The organism is Allofournierella sp. CML151 (genome assembly GCF_027853465.1).
In the GTDB taxonomy this organism is placed as follows: Bacteria; Bacillota; Clostridia; order Oscillospirales; family Ruminococcaceae; genus Allofournierella.
Map to the genome: position 1 here is coordinate 1 of NZ_JAPNNW010000009.1, position 21944 is coordinate 21944.

Annotated in this window: 21 protein-coding genes; 12 read left to right on the forward strand and 9 right to left on the reverse strand. The window is 59.6% G+C overall.

Going from position 1 to position 21944, the window contains the following annotated elements:
- Positions 1 to 418: 418 nt before the first annotated feature.
- From PH256_RS08005 to PH256_RS08040, 8 genes are all read left to right on the forward strand, one after another.
- Positions 419 to 2044 (forward strand): phosphotransferase, encoded by a 1626-nt coding sequence (locus PH256_RS08005; RefSeq protein ID WP_087183419.1) that lies wholly within the window; start codon positions 419 to 421, stop codon positions 2042 to 2044.
- A gap of 73 nt (positions 2045 to 2117) precedes the next feature.
- The gene (locus PH256_RS08010) at positions 2118 to 3455 is read left to right on the forward strand and encodes a hypothetical protein (protein ID WP_270913704.1); all 1338 of its coding nucleotides are present in this window, start codon (positions 2118 to 2120) and stop codon (positions 3453 to 3455) included.
- The gene (yfcE, locus tag PH256_RS08015) at positions 3452 to 3994 is read left to right on the forward strand and encodes a phosphodiesterase (protein ID WP_087292455.1); all 543 of its coding nucleotides are present in this window, start codon (positions 3452 to 3454) and stop codon (positions 3992 to 3994) included. The genes PH256_RS08010 and yfcE overlap by 4 nt, the downstream gene beginning before the upstream one ends.
- Before the next feature lie 14 nt (positions 3995 to 4008).
- Positions 4009 to 4476, forward strand: a complete 468-nt coding sequence (locus tag PH256_RS08020) for an S-ribosylhomocysteine lyase (protein ID WP_270913705.1) — start codon at positions 4009 to 4011, stop codon at positions 4474 to 4476.
- A 191-nt stretch (positions 4477 to 4667) separates the two neighbouring features.
- Positions 4668 to 5705, forward strand: coding sequence for an ABC transporter permease (locus PH256_RS08025; protein WP_087183415.1), 1038 nt, complete (start codon positions 4668 to 4670; stop codon positions 5703 to 5705).
- The gene (locus PH256_RS08030; protein WP_270913706.1) at positions 5702 to 6679 is read left to right on the forward strand and encodes an iron chelate uptake ABC transporter family permease subunit; all 978 of its coding nucleotides are present in this window, start codon (positions 5702 to 5704) and stop codon (positions 6677 to 6679) included. Before PH256_RS08025 ends, PH256_RS08030 begins: the two co-directional genes overlap by 4 nt.
- Before the next feature lie 2 nt (positions 6680 to 6681).
- A complete protein-coding gene (locus tag PH256_RS08035) occupies positions 6682 to 7434 on the forward strand; it encodes an iron ABC transporter ATP-binding protein (RefSeq protein WP_270913707.1) in 753 nt (250 codons plus the stop codon).
- A gap of 40 nt (positions 7435 to 7474) precedes the next feature.
- Positions 7475 to 8500, forward strand: a complete 1026-nt coding sequence (locus PH256_RS08040) for a siderophore ABC transporter substrate-binding protein (RefSeq protein ID WP_270913708.1) — start codon at positions 7475 to 7477, stop codon at positions 8498 to 8500.
- 75 nt (positions 8501 to 8575) lie between these two features.
- Here the strand turns inward: PH256_RS08040 and PH256_RS08045 are convergent, their stop codons facing one another.
- The 8 genes from PH256_RS08045 to PH256_RS08080 all read right to left on the reverse strand — a co-directional run bounded on the left by PH256_RS08045 (position 8576) and on the right by PH256_RS08080 (position 17218).
- Positions 8576 to 9850 (reverse strand): hypothetical protein, encoded by a 1275-nt coding sequence (locus PH256_RS08045; protein WP_270913709.1) that lies wholly within the window; start codon positions 9848 to 9850, stop codon positions 8576 to 8578.
- 63 nt (positions 9851 to 9913) lie between these two features.
- On the reverse strand, positions 9914 to 11389 hold the full coding sequence (locus PH256_RS08050) for an MBOAT family O-acyltransferase (RefSeq protein ID WP_087183410.1): 1476 nt from the start codon (positions 11387 to 11389) through the stop codon (positions 9914 to 9916).
- Between the two features lie 122 nt (positions 11390 to 11511).
- Positions 11512 to 11880: a DUF2304 domain-containing protein gene (locus tag PH256_RS08055; RefSeq protein ID WP_087183409.1), complete on the reverse strand. Its 369-nt coding sequence runs from the start codon at positions 11878 to 11880 to the stop codon at positions 11512 to 11514.
- Positions 11877 to 12596 carry a glycosyltransferase family 2 protein gene (locus PH256_RS08060; RefSeq protein WP_333766330.1) on the reverse strand — a complete coding sequence of 240 codons (720 nt, stop codon included), beginning with the start codon at positions 12594 to 12596 and terminating at the stop codon, positions 11877 to 11879. Before PH256_RS08060 ends, PH256_RS08055 begins: the two co-directional genes overlap by 4 nt.
- 1 nt (position 12597) lies before the next feature.
- Positions 12598 to 13830 (reverse strand): glycosyltransferase family 4 protein, encoded by a 1233-nt coding sequence (locus PH256_RS08065; RefSeq protein WP_270913710.1) that lies wholly within the window; start codon positions 13828 to 13830, stop codon positions 12598 to 12600.
- A 30-nt stretch (positions 13831 to 13860) separates the two neighbouring features.
- Complete coding sequence (gene wecB, locus PH256_RS08070; protein WP_270913711.1) at positions 13861 to 15000, reverse strand: non-hydrolyzing UDP-N-acetylglucosamine 2-epimerase; 1140 nt, start codon at positions 14998 to 15000, stop codon at positions 13861 to 13863.
- A gap of 25 nt (positions 15001 to 15025) precedes the next feature.
- The gene (locus PH256_RS08075; protein WP_270913712.1) at positions 15026 to 16150 is read right to left on the reverse strand and encodes a polysaccharide biosynthesis C-terminal domain-containing protein; all 1125 of its coding nucleotides are present in this window, start codon (positions 16148 to 16150) and stop codon (positions 15026 to 15028) included.
- Between the two features lie 21 nt (positions 16151 to 16171).
- Positions 16172 to 17218: a polysaccharide biosynthesis protein gene (locus PH256_RS08080; protein WP_087183405.1), complete on the reverse strand. Its 1047-nt coding sequence runs from the start codon at positions 17216 to 17218 to the stop codon at positions 16172 to 16174.
- A gap of 235 nt (positions 17219 to 17453) precedes the next feature.
- On the opposite strand from PH256_RS08080, the gene pepT reads away from it, so the two are divergent.
- The 3 genes from pepT to PH256_RS08095 all read left to right on the forward strand — a co-directional run bounded on the left by pepT (position 17454) and on the right by PH256_RS08095 (position 20881).
- Entirely contained in the window at positions 17454 to 18674 is a 1221-nt protein-coding gene (gene pepT, locus PH256_RS08085) for a peptidase T (protein WP_270913713.1), read from the forward strand.
- 119 nt (positions 18675 to 18793) lie between these two features.
- Positions 18794 to 19060 (forward strand): hypothetical protein, encoded by a 267-nt coding sequence (locus PH256_RS08090; RefSeq protein ID WP_270913714.1) that lies wholly within the window; start codon positions 18794 to 18796, stop codon positions 19058 to 19060.
- Between the two features lie 159 nt (positions 19061 to 19219).
- Positions 19220 to 20881, forward strand: a complete 1662-nt coding sequence (locus PH256_RS08095; RefSeq protein WP_270913715.1) for a SulP family inorganic anion transporter — start codon at positions 19220 to 19222, stop codon at positions 20879 to 20881.
- 15 nt (positions 20882 to 20896) lie between these two features.
- On the opposite strand, the gene PH256_RS08100 is transcribed toward PH256_RS08095, so the two are convergent.
- Positions 20897 to 21055: a hypothetical protein gene (locus PH256_RS08100; RefSeq protein WP_270913716.1), complete on the reverse strand. Its 159-nt coding sequence runs from the start codon at positions 21053 to 21055 to the stop codon at positions 20897 to 20899.
- Between the two features lie 187 nt (positions 21056 to 21242).
- Between PH256_RS08100 and PH256_RS08105 the strand changes: the two genes are divergently transcribed.
- Positions 21243 to 21938 carry a DUF969 domain-containing protein gene (locus PH256_RS08105; RefSeq protein ID WP_270913717.1) on the forward strand — a complete coding sequence of 232 codons (696 nt, stop codon included), beginning with the start codon at positions 21243 to 21245 and terminating at the stop codon, positions 21936 to 21938.
- The last annotated feature ends 6 nt before the right edge of the window (positions 21939 to 21944 follow it).

Here is a 21944-nt window from a genome sequence, read left to right on the forward strand (position 1 = left end):
CAGACCGCCCAGCCGGTCCAAGACCCCACCGGGGTCTTGGACGCTTCGCGGCCCCGGACTGCATAGCACCGGAAAAAGCCCGATTTTGATGGGATTGCAAGGAAAAGACCCGCAGTGGGCTGCGGGCGCGTCAAGCATGCGCCCGCTCTGCTTCGCAGACCGCCCTGGCCGGTCGAAGAACCCACTGGGTTCTTCGCGGCTTGCGCCGCCCCGGCACCCTTGGTGGTTGTCAAGGGGCTTTGACGCTGCAATCTCGCGAAAGCGGGCCTTTTCCGGCGTTGGTTTCTTGTGTCACGTTGGCCCTTGTATTGGGGTGTTTCTTTTACTATAATAGAATTACATTGATTTCTGACAGATTTTCCCCGGATACGCCGTAACGGATGCGGCGGCCGGGCAGAACAGAAAGGGGAACAACCCAATGCCGAACCTATTGATTCTGGGCGCGGGCGGTTTTGGCCATATGGTCTATGAATCCGCCATGGCGACCCGCCAGTTTGATAAAATTGCCATGCTGGACGATGCCTGCAAAGAGGCTTGCGTGATTGGCAAGCTGGTGGACTATAAAGATTTCCGCAAGGAATACCCCTGTGCGGTGGCTGCTTTCGGCAACAACAAGATGCGGCTGCAGTGGGTAAAAAAGCTGCTGGAGGCCGATTTTGTGGTGCCCACCATCATCCATCCCAGCGCAGTGGTCAGTCCCAGTGCTGAGATTGGCGCGGGCAGCTTCGTGATGCAGCGTGCCGTCATCAACACCCACACCAGGCTGGGTCTGGGCTGCCTGGTAAACAGCGGCGCCATTATCGACCACGATACCGTGGTGGACGAGGGTGCGCACATCGGTCTGGGCAGTGTGGTCAAGGCCAACTGCCATGTGGAGGCACACCGTAAGGTGGAGGCGGGCGAGGTGATCTTCGCCAAGCGCCGCAAGATCGACGGTGTGGACAGCCGCATGCTGGAAGACGCGCTGTATGCCTTCGGCTTCGGCAACCAGTGCAGCTATGTGCAGCCCTTCGGCGCGGGCCACATCAACGAGACCTACGCGGTGTTCATGCCCGGCGAGAACGGCGAGGAAGAGCTGAGCTATGTGCTGCAGCGCATCAACATCCATGTATTCAAAAAGCCCCGCGAGGTAATGGAGAACATCTTCGGCGTGACCGAGTATCTGCGCCAGAGCATCCGCGCCGCCGGCGGCGACCCGGACCGGGAAACCCTGAGCTATATCAAGACCAAAGCCGGGGAAAACTATTACGAGGATACCGACGGCCTGCCCTGGCGGTGCTACAATTACATCCCGGATTCCGTGTGCTACCAGAGTGTGGAGCGTCCGGAACAGTTCTATCAGTCTGCCCGCAGCTTCGGCCGCTTCCTCAAGCAGCTGGACGGCTATCCCGCCGATACCCTGTATGAGACCATTCCCAAGTTCCACGACACCGAGGACCGGCTGAAGAACTTTAAACAGGCGCTGCGCCGGGATGTGAAAAACCGCGCCCGCACCTGTAAGGACGAGATCCAGTTTGTGCTGGACCATGCGGCGGACTGCAGCGTGCTCATGAGCCAGCTGCGGGCGGGCACCCTGCCGCTGCGGGTTACCCACAACGATACCAAGCTGAACAACATCCTGTTTGATGAGAAGAGCGGCCAGGGCATCTGCATCATCGACCTGGATACCATCATGCCCGGCCTTGCCCTCAACGACTTTGGTGATTCCATCCGCTTCGGCGCCACCCATGCCGCCGAGGATGAGCCGGATCTGTCCAAGGTGAGCTTCGACATCGATCTGTTCGAGGCTTATACCAAGGGCTATCTGGAGACCGCAGGCGATGTACTCACCGAGAATGAGAAGGCGAACCTTGCCTGGGGCGCCAAGATCATCACGCTGGAATGCGGCATGCGCTTTTTGACCGACTATCTGCAGGGGGATACCTACTTCAAGACCCAGTATCCCACCCACAACCTGGTGCGTGCCCGCACTCAGTTCAAGCTGGTGCAGGATATGGAGCAGCAGTTTGAGGACATGCAGGCCATCGTGAAGAAATACAGCTGAGCCGCCTGAGCGCGGCATAGGGCAGAGCCTGCAGTGCGGGCTCTGCCACCCTGTTTTTAAAGGAGAAGGAACCTTGCATTCTTTTATTATCGATTGCCTTTACGGCTATGCAGATCTGGCCGTACTGGGGCTCGCACTGGGCTGCATGTGGTATGCCTGGCAGACGATGCGCCGCCCTATGGAGGCGCCCTGGTTCGGCCTGGGCAGGCAGCTGACTGTGCAGCGGCAGCTGTTTGGCGACTGGCTGAGCGGTGCGCGGCAGGCGCTGGCTCCCTGGCTGTTTGCCGTTTCCGCTGCGGTTTACCAGTTCGAAATCTTTTTTGTGAACAGCCTGTACCGGGACCGGCTGCCCTGGCTGTTTGAATACGGTACCATGGCGCTGGACCATCTGGTGGCGCTCTGCCTGCTGGTTAAAATTCTGTTTTGTACCCGATATGACGGCCGCCAGCTGGCCGCCGCCTTCTGCGTGCTGTTTGTGATCCGCTGGGTATTCATGAACAACCACGACAAATGGATGATGATGGCGCTGCTGTTTGCGCTGGCGGCCAAGGATGTGCCGCTGCGCCGGGCGCTGAAGGTAGTGCTGCCGGTGGGCGCGCTCAGTGTGGCGGTTGTGGCCATCAGCTCGCTGGCCGGTGTGATCGATACCGTGCAGGAGCTGGGCACCGGCCGCTACCGGAACAGTTTCGGCTATGGATGGTACAACTTTTTCGGTGCCTGCCTGCTGGGGCTGGCGCTGATGTACGTGTGCCTGCGTGGAGCAAAGCGGCTGAAATGGTTTGACTTTGCTTTGCTGGCAGCTCTGGCACTGCTGTGTAACTTCGGACCGGACAGCCGTGCCGCCACCATGTGCCTGGCACTGCTCATTGCAGCTCTGCTGGTGGTGCGTGTCTGGCCTGGCGTGTTGCGGCCGCTGCCGGTGCGGCTGCTGCTCACGGCCGCACCGCTGCTTGCTTTCGCCGCCAGCATGGGCCTTGCCCTTGGCTGGAACCCGGAGAACCCGCTGCTGGCCCGGCTGGATGGCCTGCTCAGTACCCGGATCTCGCTGGGCTGGGAGGGCCTTACCACCATGCCCTTTGCCATTGCGGGCCAGATGCCCGGGGAGGAAATGCTGGTGGACAATGCCTACCTGCACTACTGGATTGTGGCCGGTCCGGTGGCCAGTGCGTTGATCTGGCTGGGCTTTGCCCTGCTGGTATGGCGGCTGCTCAAAGAGGGCCTGGCCGCCGAGGCGGTGTGCTGCCTGGTGATGCTCTGCCACGCCACCATGGAGACCCATGTGATGTGGGCCTGCGTGAATGTGACCATCTGGCTGCTGTGCGGAGTGATTTTCTGGCCCCGTCGCCAGCCCGGCTTTAAAAAGGCAAAGGAAAAAGCGAAAATCCATTCCAAAGGAGTCGTAACCATATGAAGCTTCTGATTGCGTCCGACCTGCACGGTTCGGCCTATTATTGTGAAAAACTGATGGAGCGCATCCAGGCCGAGCAGCCGGACCGCATCCTGCTGCTGGGCGACCTTTTGTACCACGGTCCCCGCAACGACCTGCCCGAGGGCTATGCCCCCAAAAAGGTGATCCCCATGCTGAACGGCTTGAAGGAAAAGATCATCGCGGTGCGGGGCAACTGTGAGGCCGAGGTGGACCAGATGGTGCTGGAGTTCCCGGTGATGGCGGATTACACCACCCTCTGGCTGGAGGAGGGCAAATGCCTGTTTGCCACCCACGGTCACAAGTTCAACCCGGAAAACCTGCCTCCCATGCCTGCCCACAGCGCCTTCGTGTTCGGTCATGTGCATGTGAAGCACGCCGAATGGCAGGGCGATACCCTGATCTTGAACCCGGGCAGCGTATCCATCCCCAAGGACGGCTCTCACAGCTATATGATCTATGAAAACGGCCTGTTCACCACCAAGACCATCGACGGTCAGGTGCTGGGCAGCATTGCCTACTGAGCAGGAGGATTCCCATGAAAACCATCGCAAGCTTTACCGTCGACCACGACAAGCTGGAAAAGGGCATGTATATCTCCCGGGTGGACGGCGACGTGATCACCTACGACATCCGTATGGTCAAGCCCAACGGGGGCGTGTATCTGCCGAATCCTGCCATGCACACCTTCGAGCATCTGTTCGCCACCTATGTGCGTAACTCCGCCTACAGCGACCAGATCATCTATGTGGGCCCCATGGGCTGCCGTACCGGCTTTTACTTCCTCACCCGGGATGCCATGAGCGGGGAGCAGGCCATTGATCTGGTGCGGGAGTGCTTCGCCTTTATTGCTGAGTTTGAGGGCAAGATCCCCGGCAGCGAGCGCAAGGAGTGTGGCAACTACCTGGAGCACGACCTGCCCGGCGCCAAGGCCACGGCGGCGGATATGTGCAAGGTTCTGGAGCACTGGACCGTGCCCATGCTGCAGTATGATTATCAGGCCTAAACTTGTTTAAACAGCAAAATTGTAAAAGCAGCCGCGCAACAAATTGATTGCGCGGCTGCTTTTTTTCATGATATACTCACTCATGCAATGCGCGGTGCCCGGCACAGAAGACAAATTGCCGAGGGACGCGCTTATTTTATGCAATAAAGTTAGCTTATACTAACTGTTGAGCAATAAGGAGGGTACCATCCATGAAATCCAACCGGATCACTGCAGTGCTTGCGGCGATTCTGGCAATACTGGCTGCCGCATCCCTGTTCGTAGGCGTGATCGATCTGGAGCTGGGGGCACTTTTGCAGGGAGATGCCCACACCTGGGAAATTTTTCTTCTGTCCCGCCTGCCACGATTGCTGGCCATTCTGTGCACCGGCGCGGGCATGAGTGTGGCGGGGCTGATTATGCAGCAGCTGTGCAGCAACAAATTTGTATCCCCCACCACCGGGGCGACCATCTCATCTGCCCAGCTGGGCATTTTGTTTGCCCTGCTGTTCCTGCCGAATTCCACCTTGTGGGGAAGGGCGCTGTTCGCCTTTGCCGCCGCCATTGCGGGCACCTGGGTGTTTGTGTGGTTTATTCAGCGCATCCAGTTCAAGGATGCGGTCATGGTACCGCTGGTGGGCATCATGTTCGGCAATGTGATCGGTGGTGTGACCAGCTATCTCGCGTATCAGTACGAGATGACCCAGGCGCTGTCCTCCTGGCTGGTGGGGCATTTTTCCCTGGTCATCAAGGGCCGATACGAGATTGTCTGGCTCACCGCTCCGCTGATTGTGCTGGCCTTTGTGTTCGCCAACCATTTCAATATTGTGGGTCTGGGCCGGGATTTTTCCCAAAACCTGGGCGTGCCCTACAATCTGGTACTGTTCATGGGATTGAGTATCTCGGCTATGATCACCGCCAGTGTGGTGGTAGTTGTGGGCTCCATTTCCTACATCGGACTCATTGTGCCCAATCTGGTGGCCCTGTTCAAGGGCGATAAGATTCGCGGGACCCTCGTGGATACCGCTCTGTTCGGCGCTATTTTTGTGCTGGTGTGCGACATGATCGGCCGGGTGGTGATTGCGCCCTATGAGCTGCCCATCGAGCTGATTGTGGGCATTCTGGGCAGCGTGCTGTTCATTGCCCTGCTGTTCTACCGGCTGCGAAACGGCCGCAAGGCCATCCGGCTGACGGCTCCGGCGCAAAGCTGCTGCCCCATACCGGCAAAGGAAGGAGGCTGCGAAGCATGAATACTGCTGCCATCCGGTCCAACCGGCGTAAACTGCTGATTCTGGCAGCGCTGGCGCTGATCTGTGCCGCAGGCTATCTGTTGGTCAACACCGACCCGGCCAACGCCCGCCTGTTTGCCTACTCCATGAAGATCCGCGCCCCGAAGTTGGCGGCCATGGCCGTCACGGCGGTGTCCATCGGCGGGGCCTCCATTGTGTTCCAATCGGTGATCAACAACACCATCGTGACCCCTTGCCTGCTGGGCATGAACGCCCTGTACACTCTCATCCACACTGCGGTGGTATTCTTTCTGGGGTCGGCCAGTGTGGTCGCTACCAACGCGAATCTGGCCTTCGGGGTGGACGTGGTGCTGATGGGCATTGCGGCCACGGTGCTGTACAGCTGGATCTTCCGCATGACCCGCCACAACGTGTTGTATGTGCTGCTGGTAGGCACGGTGCTCACCTCCTTTTTCGGCAGCATCCAGACCACCCTCACCCGGGTGATGGACCCCAATGAGTACGACAGCCTGCTGAGCACCCTGGTGGCCAGCTTCAGCAACATCAATTCCGAGATTCTGCTGTTCTCGGTGCTGTTGCTGGCAGGGGTGGCCTTTGCCCTGCGGCGGGAGCTGGCTCTGCTGGATGTATTGACCCTGGGCAAGGACCAGGCGATCAATCTGGGAGTGGATTACGACCGCTGCATCCGCCGCCTGCTGTTGGGGGTAGCCCTCTGCATCGCGGTAGCCACTGCCATGGTGGGCCCCATCTCTTTTCTGGGGCTGATCATTGCAAATCTCTCCCGCCAGCTGCTGCGCACCTACCGGCATACTCAGCTGATCGCCGGTTCCGCCCTGTTCGGCATGGCGGTGCTGGTGGGCGGCCAGCTCATTGTGGAACATGTTTATTCCTACGCCGTGCCGGTGAGCGTGTTCATCACGGTGGGCGGCGGACTTTATTTCCTCTATCTGCTTTTGGCAAGAAAGAAGGTGTGACCATGAACATTCAAGGATTGACCAAACGTTATCAGGGCAGAACTGTGGTGGATGGGGTAAGCTTTTCCATTCCGAAGGGCAAGGTGACCTCGTTGATCGGCCCCAACGGGGCGGGCAAGTCTACCGTGATGAGCATGATCTCCCGGCTCATCGCTCAGGACGAGGGTTTGGTGGAGCTGGACGGCACCCACATCGGCCATTGGAAGAGCCGGGAGCTGGCCCGGCGGCTGGCCATTCTCACCCAGTCCAACAACATTCAGATGAAGCTCACCGTGCGGGAGCTGGTGGCCTTCGGCCGCTTCCCTTATTCCGGCAGCCGCATTACCGCCGAGGATGCAGAAATCATCGACCGGGCCATTGCCTATATGGAGCTGGAGGAGTTCCAGGATCGTTTTCTGGATGAGCTTTCCGGCGGGCAGCGGCAGCGGGCATTGATCGCCATGGTCATCGCCCAGGATACCGAGTATATCCTGCTGGACGAGCCCACCAACAATCTGGACATCTACCACGCCACCAACCTGATGAAGACGGTGCGCCGCCTGTGCGATGAGCTGGGCAAAACTGTGATTCTGGTGCTGCACGAGATCAACTACGCGGCCTTCTACTCCGATTACATCTGCGCCCTCAAGGACGGCGGCATCGCCAAGTTCGGCCCGGTGCACGAGGTGATCACCAAGGAGAATCTGTCTGCCATTTACGGGGTGGAGTTTGAGGTTCAGACCGTGAAGGGCAGGCCGCTGTCCATCTATTACTGACCGCGCACAAAAATAAAGAAGATCAAAGGAGAAATTCCCCATGAAAAAATATCTTTCCCTGGCACTTGCCGGCCTGCTGGCTTTTTCCATGACCGCCTGCGGGGCCATCGCGGCGGACCTGGCCGCAATGGCATCTCCCAAAAGTGAAAGCGAGGCGGCCGCATCCGCTTCCTCCTCCGCTGTACAGCAGGAGGTGACCATCCAGAGCCTGAATGGCAGCAAGGAAGCAGTGGAGTTGACGGTGCCCTATGACCCGCAGCGGATTGCGGTGCTGGATATGGCCAGCCTGGATATTCTGGATGCACTGGGCCTGGGGGACCGGGTGGTGGGCAGCGCCTCCACCAGTCTGGATTACCTGCAGAGCTATATGGAGAACGAAGCGGTGGCCAACCTGGGCACCATCAAGGAGGCGGATCTGGAGGCAGTGATGGCCAGTGAGCCGGACGTGATCTTCATCGGCGGCCGGCTGGCCACCTCCTACGATGCCCTGAGCGAGATCGCGCCGGTGATCTATCTTTCCACCGATACTGAGCTGGGCGTGGTGGAGAGCGTGCGTAAGAACACTGCCGCTGTGGCTTCGCTGTTCGGTCTGGAAAGCAAGGCGGAAGAACTGATGACGGACTTTGACGGCCGCATCGCCGCTCTGCAGGAGTTCGCCGCCGGAAAGACTGCCATTGTGGGCATGTGCACCAGCGGCAGTTATAATGTGCTGGGCAACGACGGCCGCTGCTCTCTGATCGGCCGGGAAATCGGCTTCGAGAACATTGGCGTGGATGCCAACATTGATACCTCCACCCACGGCAATGAGGCTTCCTTTGAGTTCATTATGGAGAAGAACCCCCAGTACATCTTTGTGATGGACCGTGACGCGGCCATTGGAACCGACGGTGCCAAGCTGGCCCAGGAGATCATGGACAACGAGCTGGTGAACAAAACCCAGGCAGCTCAGGACGGTCATGTAATCTATCTGGCCAACCCGGCGGTGTGGTACACCGCAGAGGGCGGTGTCACCGCGCTGGATCGAATGCTGTCTGACCTGGAGACCGGCCTGGGGCTGAGCGTTTAAAAACAAGAAAAGACCCGCTTCACGCGCCTGCACAGCGCTGTGAAACGGGTCTTTTTTATGTTGTGAATGGAGAAATCAGCTGGCACTGGCCGCGGCGAACCATTCCTCGCCCACCACCAGGCAGTCGGCGGTGGTGCCCACCAGAGCATTGGTTACCAGATCGGCGTTGTCGGCGCCGTAGGTTTCCAGATACTGGGCCTCATAGGAGGTTTGCAGGCCCTGCAGAGCGGCCTCGATACCGGGGAAATACAGCTTGAGTGCCTCCGGTTTGCAGTGCAGGCCGTCGTAGAACAGGCTTTCCGGCACGCCGATGCGGCTGGCATGGTAGCTGCCGTACAGAGGAATATTGTGCTCCTCGGCGAAGCTGCGCAGCCAGGGCTCCACCTCGAAGAAGCCCTCAAAGCCCTGAGGATTGTTGTATACGTGCTTGATGATGAAGGGGTGATAGGGGGTGAGCAGGAAGACCACATTCACATCCTTGCTTTGTACATAGCTCACAAAGCGCTCGAACAGGTCGGTCCAATAGGGGTCCATCTGGGAGAAACCGTGCAGGCCGTCCAGTGTGCCCGCCTGGTCCAAAACCTCGGCCATCACCTGGTCGTAATCCCAGTTGCGGAAATCCGCCTGATACAGCACGCTGCCATCCGGCTCCTTCACATTGTTGTCCAGCGAATCCAGGTCGCCGGTCACCGCCTGGAAGGGGATGCTCTCGCCATCCTCGGTGGTGGCTTCACCGGTGGCCCGCTGCTTTAGGGCATATTTCACGTTGCCCTGGAAGTAGGCCGGGTCGATCAGCGCCTTCCACAATTCCAGCTTGTCCGGCTCCTCGTAGTCGCTGGTCATACCCAGACCCTTCTGAAGAAATTCACTGAACAGCTCGGTGTCGGCTTTTTTGTTCAGATCAGCAGCACTGTCACCATTAAACAGCCAGGGGTCCACCTCGATGATCAGATTCTTGGGCAGCTTGCCCTCCTTGTCCAGCAGATAAAAGCAGTTCATGATGTCCATGGCGGAGGCGCCGCTCAGGCCCATGTTAAAGAAGCTGCCGCCCACCAGATCCTGCCGCAGCTGCAGCACCCGGCTGGAGCCCAGGGCCACGGTGTCCGGCACCTGGTCCTCGGGCAGATTTTGCACATACAGCTTCAGTACCGCCCGCTCATCCATCTTGTCGTAGTTGGATACGGTGTCACCCGCCAGCAGCATGTTTGCAACCTCACGGGGGGCCAGCTCACCCTGGAACAGGCCGCTGATGTCCACTTTATGGCTGAACCAGACCATGAACAGCAGAATGGGGATAAAAAAGCAGAATTTGATCACAATCTCCAGCCCGGTAAAAAAACGATACAGCAAGGTGCGCAGGAGGCTGTGCTTCTTTTTTTGCTTGGGTTGATTGGTCAAGATCGCCGCACCTCCTTAGAATTGCTGGTAGATATAGGCCGACTGGCCGAATACGCCGAAGAACAGCAGCAGCAGGCAGAGCGCGTAGTACAACGGCCAACGCACCCAGGCCCGCTGGGTGCGAATCCACTGGGCCACCGGGCCGCGGGCCTCGATCAGCTCCACAACCAGGCTGCTGGCCACCAGCATCAGAACGGTACCGCCGCCCAGGCCCAGCGCCGCAAAGCCGCTGGCCAGCTGGCCGAGACCTGCCTGCCCCCAGCCGGTGAACAGGCCGGCGAACACTGTGCCCGCCTTGCCGCCGTACAGATCGGCCGCAAAGAAGACGATGCAGGCGGTGAACAAAAGATACACACAGCACCGCTGAAGGATTCCCTGCAGGTGGGGAACCTGATACAGCGGGTTTTTCTTGGCCAGTTTACGGCGTTTTTTTGCGGTGGCCTTGCCCACCACCATGAACAGGCCGTTCAGAACACCCCAGATCACATAACCCAGACTGGCGCCGTGCCAAAGGCCGCTGATGGGGAAGATGATGAAGATGTTGAACCAGCCCTGCAGCTTGCCCAGAAAGCCTTCCGCGCCTCGGTTATAGAAGGAGAGGGGAGTGAAGATATAGTCCTTGAACCAGTTGGTCAGGCTCATATGCCACCGGTTCCACAGTTCGGTGTAGGTTTTGGCGGCAAAGGGCCGGTTGAAGTTCTCCAAAAGATCAAAGCCCAGCATCCGGCCTGCGCCGATGGCAATGTCGCAGCAGCCGGAGAAGTCCATGTAGATCTGGTAGCTGAACAGCAGACTGGCTGCCAGCAGGTAGGGGCCGGTGTGCTTGTCCGGCGCGGAGTACACTGCCCGCACGAATACGCCGATGTTATCGGCAATGACCATCTTTTTCACATAACCCCACAGCACCCGGAACAAACCGCCCGCCACCCGGTTGTAGTCGAACCGGCGGGGATGGTCGAACTGGGGCATCAGATGTTCCTTGCGCTCGATGGGACCGGTGAAGATGCAGGGGAAAAAGCTCACGAACAGCGCGTATTTCAGCGGATTGCGCTCGGCCTTGGTCTGGTGCAGGTATACGTCGATCACATACCCCAGACTCTGGAAGGTGAAGTAGGAAAGGCCCAACGGAGCGATCAGGTCCAGATGAGGGGCCTCGCCGCCGAACAGGCCGGTGATCCCGCCCAGCAGCTCGCCGAAGAAATTGAAGTATTTGAAGAAGAACAGAAATCCGCAGCAAACACCCAGCGACACCCATAGAAACAGTCGGCGGGTGGCCTGCTGGGGAACGCTGTCCATGGCCAGGGCACACACCCAGGTTACCACGGTCACGCTGATCAGGATGAACACCAGCCGGGCGTTTTCCGGCTTGTACAGATAAAAGGCATAGCTGGCCAGCAGCCAGAGGTAAGGCTTTGCCGGGCGGGGCACACAGTAGGTGAGCACCGCCACCCCCGCAAAAAAGCCCAGAAAGATCAATGTGTTAAAATCCATGCACACACCTCACACTGTGGTTGGAGATTCCAGTCCGCTGCCGCAAACAGCGTTGGTACGCCCTGGCGGATTTTGCCGCCGCTTGATTTCATTCAGAACAGATGCAAAGCACCGGCCCCTTGTTACGGGTCGGTGCGGCGCACTTGCTCCTCCAGCTGGCGCACCCGATGCTCCAGCATAGCGTTTGTCTGGGTCAGGCGCTTGAGCCGCTCGTTGTACTCGCTGACCACTGCACACAGAATGAGCAACACCAGCAGCACAAAGCAGAACAGCATGATGAACACCATGTTGGAGACCACCTCCACCTGCACCAGACTGCGCAGGATCTTGGCTGCCTCCGGCCAGATGGCCAGCACCAGCATTCCGGCACCCAGCGCCAGCCAGGGCAGGCTGAACCGGACGCTGAGCCGGCCGTTCTTGACCATTACAAAGATGAGAAACAGAAAAACAAGATCGCCCACCAAAAGCAGGCCTTGGAATACCGGGCTCATCCTTTTCCTCCTTTTTGATTGGCGCTCAGCCGGTGGATGATGAGCGCCAGGCTGACCTTGATCATGTAGTATACGCTCTTGAAGGCCCGGATGGACGACACGCCGCCCTGGCGTTCCTCCATGACCACCGGCACCTCGCCCACCTTGTAGCCGTTGCAGATGGCCGTCACGATGGCCTCCGGCTCCGGGTAGTCCTGGGCGTAGTGTTTGGCGAACAGGGCGGTCATCTGCTTGCCGCAGGCCCGGTAACCGCTGGTTACGTCCAGTACCCGCTGGCCGGTGAGCAGCCGGATCATGAAGCTCAAGAAGCGGATGCCCACCCGCCGCATGAAGCTGGTCTGGAAGCCCTCCTTTTTAATGAAGCGGCTGCCGATGCACATATCCAGCTTGCCTTCGGCCACGGGGCGGATCACGTCATAAAGATATTTGGGATCGTGCTGGCCGTCGCCGTCCATCTGAACGGTGATGTCATAGTCGTTGGCCGTGGCGTACAGATAACCGCTCTGCACGCCGCCGCCGATGCCCAGATTCAGCGGCAGGTCCAGATAGTTGTAGCCGTTTTCCCGCAGGATGCGGGCACTGTCGTCGGTGGAGCAGTCGTTCACCACCAGATAGTCCACATCCGGGCAGGTGGCCTTCAGCCGCTGCACCACCCGGCAGATGTTCTCCGCCTCGTTATAGCAGGGAATGATCACGAGTACCTTCAAGGGATTCACCTCAAACGTTTGTTTTTTCGCCTAGAATCAAAAACGCTTCCAGCTGGTCCAGCACCGCCCGGCGGCGGTAGTTTGCCTGGTACCAGGCAAAGGCCTTCTGTCCAAGCGCGGAGCGCTCGGCCTCACTGGCCTGATATAGGGCCAGCATGTTGTTCGCCAGTGCCTCGGAATCCTCGGCGGGGCTTGCAAAGCCGCATCCGGAGGTCTCCACCGCCCGGGCGCCCTCGCCGTCCATGCTGGCCAGCAGCGGCTTTGCCGCCGCCATATAACTGGCGATCTTGGCGGGCACCGTCATGCCCAGGTCCGGGCTGGCGCTCAGAGAAGCCACAAGCCCGTGGGCCAGAGTGGTGTAGCGGGGCACATCCGACGGGGGTACGCTGCCGGTGAACACCACGGTGTCCCGGGCGTCCAGCTCGTCGGTCAGCGCCTCCAGCGCATCCCGGCTCATGCCGTCGCCCACCATCAGCAGGCGCAGATTTTCCGCGCCCATGCTCCGGGCCTTCACCGCGGCCCTGATCACGGTGTCCAGGCTCTGGGCCGGGCTGAAATTACCGGTGAATACCAGATTGAACCGGCCGGCATATCGGGCTGCCAGCGCCTCATCCGGCTGCGGGATGGCATAAAAGTCCTCACAGTGCTGGGGGATCACTGCCACCCGGTTCGCGGGTTTGCCGGTGCGCTCCATCAGCCGCTCTTTCAGAGAAGGGCTCATGGCGATGAGCTGCTCCGCACGCTTGTAGTGCCAGTCGCTCACCGCGCTGGCAATGCGGCGCAGCAGGCCATTTTTCACCGGCAGTACGCTGTACAGGTTTTCCGGCCAGATGTCCAGCACGTAGCTGGTGAAGGGGATGCGGTGCAGCTTTGCATACACAATGGCCGGGAAGTTCATCAGCACCGGGCTGGTGTTGTAGCAGAGCACCGCATCGTATCGGCCCTTCAGCCGCCACAGGCTGAACAGGGCGAAAAAGGGCCAGCTCACATAATTCAAAAAGATCATGGCCCCGGAATTGCCCTTGCGGGGGATCTCTCCGGCCCGGAACACCCGCGCGCCTTTGTATTTCTCCCGGCGGGGACCGGTGTACTTGTAACCGGAAAACCACTCGCCCTTGGGGTAGTTGGGCAGGCCGCACAGCACGTCCACTTCCAGGCCGTCCTCAACAAAGCCCTCCACAATATCGTTGATGCGGAAGGGCTCCGGCCAGAAGTGCTGGCTCACCACTAAAATTCGTTTCACCGTGTAAACGCTCCTGTTTTGGGGGCGGCTTTAGTATTTGCGCCACACCATCTTGTTGACCACGCCCACATAGCTCTGGATGATCTTGACCACCTTGGTGGACACATCCTCCACATAGTTGGGCACGGGAATGCCGATGTCGCCGTTGTCATTCATGGCCACGGCGGTTTCCACAGCCTGCTCCACACCGCCGGCGGTGATGCCTGCCAGGATGAAGCAGCCCTTGTCCAGTGCCTCGGGGCGCTCGGTGGAGGTGCGGATGCACACCGCCGGGAAGGGCTTGCCGATGCTGGTGAAGAAGCTGGATTCCTCGGGCAGGGTGCCGGAATCGCTCACCACGCAGTAGGCGTTCATCTGCAGGTGGTTGTAGTCGTGGAAGCCCAGAGGCTCGTGCAGCCGCACCCGCTCATCCAGCTTAAAGCCCATGGCCTCCAGCCGCTTGCGGCTGCGGGGATGGCAGGAGTAGAGGATGGGCATATCGTATTTTTCCGCCAGCGCGTTGATGGAGGTGAACAGGGCCACGAAGTTTTTCTCGGTGTCGATGTTCTCTTCCCGGTGGGCGCTCAGCAGCATGTACTTTTTGGGCTCCAGACCCAGCCGCTCCAGCACGTCGGAGGCCTCAATCTGCTCCAGATTGGCACGCAGAACCTCGGCCATGGGGCTGCCGGTCACATAGGTACGTTCCTTGGCGGTGCCCTCGGCGTTCAGGTAACGGCGGGCATGCTCGGAGTAGCACAGGTTCACGTCCGCGATGTGGTCCACGATGCGGCGGTTGGTCTCCTCAGGCAGGCACTCGTCAAAGCACCGGTTGCCCGCTTCCATGTGGAAGATGGGAATGTGCAGCCGCTTGGCGGAAATGGCGGACAGGCAGCTGTTGGTGTCGCCCAGAATCAGCAGGGCGTCCGGCTTCAGCTCCACCATTAGCTTGTAGCTCTTGGCGATGATGTTGCCGATGGTCTCGCCCAGGTCCTCGCCCACCGCGTTTAGGTAGTGGTCCGGTGCCCGCAGGCCCAGATCCTCAAAGAAGATGCCGTTCAGGGTGTAGTCGTAGTTCTGGCCGGTGTGCACCAGAATCTGGTCGAAGTATTTGTCGCATTTTTTGATCACGGCGGCAAGGCGGATGATCTCCGGCCGGGTGCCCACGATGGTCATCAGTTTCAGTTTGCTCATAAAAAGCGCTCTCCTTTATGAAGAATCAGACAGGCAGGAAGAAGGTGTCCGGGTGGTCCGGGTCGAAGACCTCGTTGGCCCACATCACGGTGACCATATCGTCCTGGCCCACATTCTCGATGTTGTGGGTGTAGCCGGTGGGAATGTCCACCACCTCCAGCTTGTCGCCGGAGACGTGGTATTCAATGACCTCGGTGCTGTCCAGCGCACGGAAGCGGATCACGCCGGTGCCCTTTACCACCAGGAACTTCTCATTTTTGGAGTGGTGCCAGTGGTTGCCCTTCACGATGCCGGGCTTGGAGATATTGATGCTCACCTGGCCGTGGGCCGGAGTGTGCAAAAATTCCGTGAAGCTGCCCCGGTTATCGCAGTGCATGTTCAGCGGGTAGGAGAACCGGTCGGCGGGCAGGTAGGACAGCCAGGTGGAGTAAAGCTTCTGCTCCAGACTGCCGGGGGTCTGGTCCGGCACGTCCAGGGTCTCGCGGTTTTTGGCAAAGCCCTCGATGGTCTGGGCCAGATGGCCCAGAGTGGTCTCGTGCACCATCGGCACCACGCAGTAGTCGCCCTCGCGGGTGCAATTGCCGTCCAGTGCGCCCACAAAGCTGGACACCACGTCGTCGATGTAAACCAGCGGCAGCCGGTATTCTGGGTCCCGCACCGAGAGGGGCAGGCCGTTGGCGGAGTTGTGGCAGAAGGTGGCCACAACGCTGTTGTAGTTGGGGCGGCACCACTTGCCGAACACGCCGGGCAGACGGAACACATACACCGGCGCGCCGGTGGCCTTACCGTGGGCAAAGATAGCCTGCTCGGCCTGGGCTTTGCTTTTGCCGTAGTCGTTGTCCAGCGCGGCCTGGGTGCTGGAGGTCACCAGCACCGGGGCCTTGTTGCCCGCCTTGTCCAGCAGGCTGAGCAGGGTCTCAGTGAGGCCTGCGTTGCCCGCGTAGAACTCGCTGGGGTCCTTGGGGCGGTTGATGCCCGCCAGATGGAACACAAAGCCCGCTCTGGCGGCATACTCCGCCAGGGTCTCGGGGGTGTCGTCCCGCTCAAAGAGCATCAGATCGGTATAACCGGCGGTTTTCAGGGTGGCCACCAGATTTTTGCCGATGAAGCCGCCCGCGCCGGTGATGAGGATGGGGGTATTCAGATCCATTGCAATGGCTTCCTTTTTCGTTTATTTGTTCCAGCCTTCCAGAGCCTCGCGCACGTAGTCGGTGGTGAGAATCTTCTCCACAGTCTCGTCCACGTTCAGGCGGCGGGTGTTGTGGCTGGTGTAGGCCTCGTCGGCCTCGGTGTGCACCTGGCCCTTCACCACAAACTTGTCGTAGTTCAGGTCGCGGCCGTCGGCGGACACGCGATAGTAGCCGCCCATGTCCTCGCTGCGGATGCGCTCCTCCTTGGTCATCAGGGTCTCGTACAGCTTCTCGCCGTGGCGGGTGCCGATGATCTGGGTGCCGGTGTCGCCGAACAGCTTCTGCACCGCCTTGGCCAGATCGCCGATGGTGGAGGCGTCGCTCTTCTGCACGAACAGATCGCCCGGGTTGGCATGCTCGAAGGCAAACTGCACCAGGTCCACCGCCTCGTCCAGGTTCATCAGGAAGCGGGTCATGTCCGGGTCGGTGATGGTGATGGGCTTGCCGGCCTTGATCTGGTCGATGAACAGGGGAATCACGCTGCCGCGGCTGCACATCACGTTGCCGTAACGGGTGCAGCAGATGGTGGTATCCTCTGCCTTTACGGTGCGGGCCTTGGCGCCGATCACCTTTTCCATCATGGCCTTGGAGATGCCCATGGCATTGATGGGGTAGGCGGCTTTGTCGGTGGACAGGCAGACCACCTTTTTCACGCCCGCGTCGATGGCGGCGGTGAGCACGTTGTCGGTGCCGATTACGTTGGTGCGCACGGCCTCCATGGGGAAGAACTCACAGCTGGGCACCTGCTTCAGGGCTGCGGCATGGAAGATGTAGTCCACGCCCCGCACCGCGCTGCGCACGCTGTCGATTTCACGCACATCGCCGATGTAAAAGCGCAGCTTGCCCGCCAGCTCGGGGTGCTTCTGCTGGATTTCATGGCGCATGTCATCCTGCTTTTTCTCATCGCGGGAGAAGATGCGGATCTCGCCGATGTCGCTGGCCAGGAAATGCTTGAGCACCGTGTTGCCGAAGCTGCCGGTGCCGCCGGTGATCAAAAGGGTTTTGTTGGTGAAATAACTGTTTGCCATAAAAAGGCCTCCGTTCTATTCCTATTGCAAGCCACGCGGGGCAAAATGCTCATATACGTTATAAGAATACCATAAATATGCCTGTTTTCCAAGTATTTCGACCCGGTTTGCCCGAGGGCGGATGCAGCGGGCACTTTTTATTTTGTCCGCTTTGTGCTAGAATAAAAGGCAGCTTACAAGGCGGCCTCCGGCCCCCGCGGCGGGGCAGCGGCCGCAAAAGAAAGGACGTGTAATCATGCGCGCGTATGAACGCTTTTTGAAGTATGTAACCATCTACACCACCTCCGACGAGGAGAGTGCCAGCCATCCCACCACCGCCCGCCAGTTTGATCTGGCCCACCTGCTGGTGGAGCAGCTCAAGGAGCTGGGCGTGGCCGATGCCGCGGTGGATGAGAAGTGCTATGTGTACGGCACTCTGCCCGCCACCCCCGGCTATGAGGAAAAGCCCGCTTTGGGCTTTGTGTCTCACATGGACACCGCTCCCGCCGCCCCCGGCGAGAACGTGAAGCCCCAGGTGTTTGAGAACTACGACGGCGGCGACGTGCTGTTTGCCGGTACCGGCGAGTACATGACCGTGGAAAAATTCCCCGAGCTGGCCAACTGGAAGGGCCAGACCCTGATCACCGCCGACGGCACCACCCTGCTGGGCGCGGACGACAAGGCCGGCATCGCCGAGATTATGACCGCGGTGGAGCGTATTCAGAAGGAGAACATCCCCCACGGAAAGCTCTGCATCGGCTTCACCCCGGACGAAGAGGTGGGCCAGGGCGCCGACTTCTTTGACGTGGACCGTTTCGGCGCAAAGTTCGCCTACACGGTGGACGGCGGCGACGTGGGCGAGCTGGAGTACCAGAACTTCAACGCCGCCGACGCGGTGGTCACCGTGCACGGCTTTTCGGTGCATCCCGGCAGCGCCAAGGACCTGATGAAGAACGCCCAGACCATCGCCATGGAGTTCGCCGCTGCTCTGCCCGCCGAAGAGGTGCCCGAGCACACCGAGGGCTTTGAGGGCTTCTTCCACCTGTGCCAGATGAGCGGCGATGTGACCACCGCCAAGCTGCACTACATCATCCGCGACCATGACGGCGAAAAGTTCGCCGCCCGCAAGGCCCTGATGGAGGAAATCACCGCCCGCCTGAACGCTGAGCACGGCGCGGGCACCGTGGTGCTGGAGCTGAAGGACAGCTACTACAACATGGAGGAAAAGGTAAAGCCCCACTTCCACCTGATCGAGAACGCGGAGAAGGCAATCCGCGAGGCTGGCCTCGAAGCCCGCATCGTTCCCATCCGCGGCGGCACCGACGGCGCCCGCCTGTCCTTTATGGGACTGCCCTGCCCCAACCTGGGTACCGGTGGTTTCAACTTCCACGGCCCCTGTGAGTACATCACTGCCGAGAAGATGGACCAGAGCGTGCAGATCATCCTGAACATCATCTCCATCTACGCTGAACAGTAAGCTTGCAAAAAGTCCGCCTTTTTCGAAAAAAGGCGGGCTTTTTTGTGCAGATGGCTTTACAGCCCTCCGGACGCATGCGATACTGAAGGAAACGGCACCAACGGCAAGGAGGAATGATCATGAAAGATACCCGCACCTGGAAGCAGCGCCTTACCTGGGGATGGCGCAAACGACTGGTGTTTGAGAGCTATCGGGTCGATACGCTGGCTGTGGCCCGGCAAAAGCTGGCGGAGCACCAGATCTTTTATACCGAGCAATGGCTGGAGCGCAGTTACGTGAACCACTTCCGCACCAAGGATGCGGTGGATGCCACCTGCTACCAGCTGTATGTGGACAAGGACGATCTGGAGCAGGCGAAAAGCCTGCTGGATATGGGGGATTTCTGAACAGACTTCCTGTTTTTCTGCAATACGAAAAAAACGGACGGTTTTGGTTGACAAACCACACGGCCGGGTGTATGGTTGAAAACGGCTGCCCGGCTGAACTTGCGGACCCTATTAATATTTGTGTCCGGGCGGTAAAAACAGAGGAAGGAAAGAATCAAAATGAAAACCTATCTTGGGGATCTCCGGCGCGAATTTTCCGGCTACAACGGTGCTGCGTTCCTGGCGGACCTGATGGCAGGCCTGACTGTTGCGGCTGTGGCTCTGCCCCTGGCTCTGGCCTTCGGCGTAAGCAGCGGCGCGGACGCGGCCAGCGGTATGATCACCGCCATCGTGGCGGGCATTGTGATCGGCATTCTGGGCGGTGCGTCCTACCAGATCAGCGGCCCCACCGGCGCCATGGCGGCCATTCTTATCGGCATCTCGGCCAAGTACGGGGTGCAGGGCGTGCTCACCGCAGGCCTGCTCACCGGCGTGATCCTGCTTGTGGCCGCTGTGCTGCGGGTGGGCAAGCTGGTGTCCATCATTCCGGTGCCGGTTATCACTGGCTTCACCTCCGGCATTGCCATTGTAATTGCTCTGGGCCAGGTGGATAATTTCTTCGGCACCGTGAGCGAGGGCGAGAACGCCATCCAGAAGCTGCTCTCCTATGGGGAGCTGGGCTTTTCCCCCAACGGCCAGGCGGTGCTGTTTGCGGTGCTGGCCATGGCGGTGATGATCCTGTGGCCCAAAAAGCTGGCCAAGTATCTGCCTGGCTCGCTGGTGGCCATCATCGTGGCTGTGGTGCTGAACTTCATTCTGAATCCTGCGGCTGAAAGCTCCGCCGTGGCGGAGGTGGGAGCCATCCCCCAGAAGCTCATGACGCCGGACAGCCTGCTGCTCAACGGCATCGATATCTCCACCCTGCCTAACCTGATCGCCCCGGCCATCTCCATTGCGGCCCTGGGCATGATCGAGAGCCTGCTGTGCGGCGCGGCCGCCGGCCGGATGAAGGGCGAGCCCCTGAACTCCACCCGCGAGCTGGTGGCCCAGGGCATCGGCAACATCATCATCCCCATTCTGGGCGGCGTTCCCGCCACCGCGGCCATCGCCCGTACCTCGGTTGCCATCAAGAGCGGTGGCCGTACCCGTATGGTCAGCGTGATTCACTCCATCACCCTGATTTTGTCCATGTTCCTGCTGGGCGGCGTGATGGGCCGTATCCCCCTGGCCAGCCTGGCGGGTGTGCTTATGGTCACCGCCTGGCGCATGAACGACTGGGCAGCCATCCGGGAAATCTTCCGCAAGCGGCTGAAGTCCGCCGCGGCTCAGTTCCTGGTGACCATGGTGGCCACCGTGCTGTTCGATCTGGTCATCGCCATTCTGGTGGGCATAGTGGCGGCCATGCTGCTGTTCGTGCTGAAGAGCTGTGATCTGAAGATTGCGGTGAGCGACGTGAAGCGGAAAAACGCCGACGGTACCGATCAGATCCGCACCGACGTGAAGGTGGTTTACCTGACCGGCCCGCTCTTCTTCGGTACCCAGGATCAGCTGACCCAGGCCATGCTGCAGCTGGGTGAGGAGACCCATGGCGTGATCTTCTCGGTGCGCGGTGTGCCCTACATCGACGAGAGCGCCATCAGTGAGCTGGAGACCCTGCTGGCCGATCTGCGCAGCCGCAGCATCCGGGTGATGTTCAGCGGTGTGCAGCCCAACGTGAAGCATGAGATGGAGCGCACCGGCTTTGCGGCGGCACTGGGTGAGGAAAACTTCGCCTGGGATGCCATCGAGGCCATCGAGACCATGGAGCAGCTGCCTCTGGTGGATACCCCGGTGCAGCTGTAAGCGGGAAAAGCATAGTTATTCAAAGACACAAAGAGGAACCAGGCGGCGGGCTGCATGGCCCGCCGCCTGGTTTGCTTTTTGTTCCAGTTTTTCCGGCAGCCTGGAAAATGCAGCGTTGCGTGCTGAGAATTTGTGAAAAAGCGTCAGAAAATGGAATCCCAGCTTGACTTTCATAGTTTAAAATGTTGAAATCTTGTCGACTGGACGTACCGCATTTAGGCACGTTCAACAAAAACGTTCCGATGGGATTTTACCGGGCTGCGGACCCGGTTCGGTCGGGGAAAAGATGCGGCTTTGACCGGGCGGGAACCGGTATCCCGGAAAAATAATCGCGAGTGTATCAAAGGAGGAAAACAAGCAAATGGAACTTATCAAACTGATCGGCGTTGTGATCGTGATCGCGGGCTTCGCGCTGAAGCTGGATTCGATCCTGATCATCTTCCTGGCGGCGGTGTCCACCGCGCTGGTGAGCGGTCTGGGCGTGGGCGGCCTGCTGGAGCAGCTGGGCGTCAACTTCGTGGCCAACCGCTCCATGGCCATCTTCATCATGATCCTGCTCATCACCGGTGTGCTGGAGCGCAACGGCCTGCGTGAGGCTGCGGCTGACCTGATGCGGAAGGTAAAGAGCGCCACCGCAGGCAAACTGGTCTGCGCGTACGGCGTGCTGCGCGGCTTCTTCGGTGCCTTCAACGTGGGCTTCGGTGGCGTTGCAGGCTTTGTCCGTCCCGTGCTGCTGCCCATGGCCGAGGGGGCCATCAAGAACCAGGGTCATGAGCCCAAGGAAGAGCACATGGAAGACGTAAAGGGCATGGCCTCCGCCATGGAGAACATTGCCTGGTTCTTCTGCCAGGTGCTGTTTGTGGGCGGCTCCGGCGGCATTCTGGTGCAGACTACCCTGCAGTCCCTGGGCTATGAGGTTGAGCTGGTGGATCTGGCTGTGACCGAGCCGCCCATCGCCATCATCGCCATTGTTCTGGCGAGCGTGCTGTTCATCATGAAGGACAAGAAGCTCACCAAGAAATACTACGGCGACCAGAACACCAAGGCGAAGAAGTAAACGGGG